The organism is Rubrivivax gelatinosus (genome assembly GCF_016583785.1).
Lineage (GTDB): Bacteria > Pseudomonadota > Gammaproteobacteria > Burkholderiales > Burkholderiaceae_C > Rubrivivax > Rubrivivax gelatinosus_B.
Window position 1 is genome coordinate 1 of sequence record NZ_NRRU01000209.1, and the last position, 1,653, is coordinate 1,653.

Here is a 1,653-nt window from a genome sequence, read left to right on the forward strand (position 1 = left end):
CCAGCGCCTTCACCGGCACCGACGGCGTGCGCAGCTACTGCGTGCAGTACCGCGAGACGGACCTGGCGTTCGTGCAGCGCCTGCTGGCCGAAGAAGGCCTGGCCTGGCGCATCGAGCCCGACGACGCCGCGCCGCTGGGCCATGCGCTGGTCATCTTCGCCGACAGCGCCCAGGCCGAGTCATGTCCCGAGGACACGGTCTCTGCCACCTCAGGCGGCGTGCGCTTTCACCGCGAAGCCGCGGTCGAGGAACAGGACAGCATCCAGGCCTTCGGCGGGTTGCGAACGCTGCAGTCCACCACCGTCTCGACGGTGGCCTGGGACTACAAGGCCCACCGCAGCGTCGTGGCCAGCGTGCCCACCGCCTTCGCGTTCGGTGGCGGCTCCTCAGGCGCACTGGTGGACCTGCTGGAGAGCTACCAGCCCGCCGGCGCTTATGCCTTTGCCGACACCTCCCGTGCCGAGCGCGCCGCACTGCTGCTGCAGCAGACTCTGGAGGCCCGCCACAAGCGCTGGCTGGGCCGCGGCACCGTGCGCAGCTTCGGGCCCGGCAGCACCTTTGCACTGCGCGACAGTCCGCTGGACTTCTTGCCCGAACTGGGCGCCCAGCACAGCGAGCGTGACCGCCAGTTCCTGCTGACCCAGGTCGTGCACGCCGGCATCAACAACCTGCCCAAGGGCATGAGCCCAGCGGTCGCGAAGGCTCTGCCCGACTGGGTGCCCGCCCCGGTGCGCGCCCAGGCCGCCGCCAGCGGCTACGGCAACGCCTTCGAAGCGCTGCGCGCCACCGTGCCCTGGCGGCCCTGGCGCTGGGACGACAGCGGGGTTCTGCTCAACCCACGCCCGCAGGCGCCGGGCCTGCAGACCGCCACCGTCGTCGGCCCCGAGGGCGATGCCGCCTCGGCCGAAGAGATCCACACCGACCGCCTGGGCCGCGTGCGCGTGCGCTTTCCGTGGCAGGACGGCGAGCACCGCGCGGCCGACACCAGCCGCTCGTCCACCTGGGTGCGCGTCATCCAGCGCTGGGCCGGCGCCGGCCACGGCGTGCAGTGGATCCCGCGCATCGGCCAGGAGGTGCTGGTGGGCTTCGTCGAAGGCGACATCGACCGGCCCATCGTGCAAGGCGCGCTGTACAACGGCCGCGGCGAAGCCGGCGTGCCGGCCACGCCGGGCGGGCAGCAAGCCCAAGCCGACCGGGCCCCGCTGGCCGCCAGCAGCGACCATGCGCCCGGCGCGCAGGGCAACCTCACGTCGGGCCACAGCCCCGCCTGGCACGGCGCTGGCCCAGGCGAAGCCACCGAAGGCCAGAACACGCAGAACAACGCCGCGGCGCTGTCGGGCTTCAAGACGCAGGAGTTCCGCGGCATCGGCTTCAACCAGCTGGTCTTCGATGACAGCGACTCGCAGCTGCGCGTGCAGCTGGCGACCACCCAGCACGCCACGCAGCTCAACCTGGGCCACCTCGTCCACCAGGCCGACAACCACCGCGGCAGCTTTCGCGGTCTGGGCTTCGAGCTGCGTACCGACGCCTGGGGCGCCATCCGGGCGGCCCAGGGCATCCTGCTGACCACCTATGGCCAGCCCGAGGCCGCGCCGGCCGGCGACAACGCTGCCGGGCTGGCGCTGGTCAAGCAACTCGCCACGCTCATCAAGA

1 protein-coding gene is annotated in these 1,653 nt (G+C 72.4%); it reads left to right on the top strand.

Features of this window, described 5'->3' with window-relative positions:
* Positions 1 to 1,653: type VI secretion system Vgr family protein (locus CKO43_RS25375; protein ID WP_200380408.1), on the top strand; the 1,653-nt coding region annotated here is incomplete at both ends.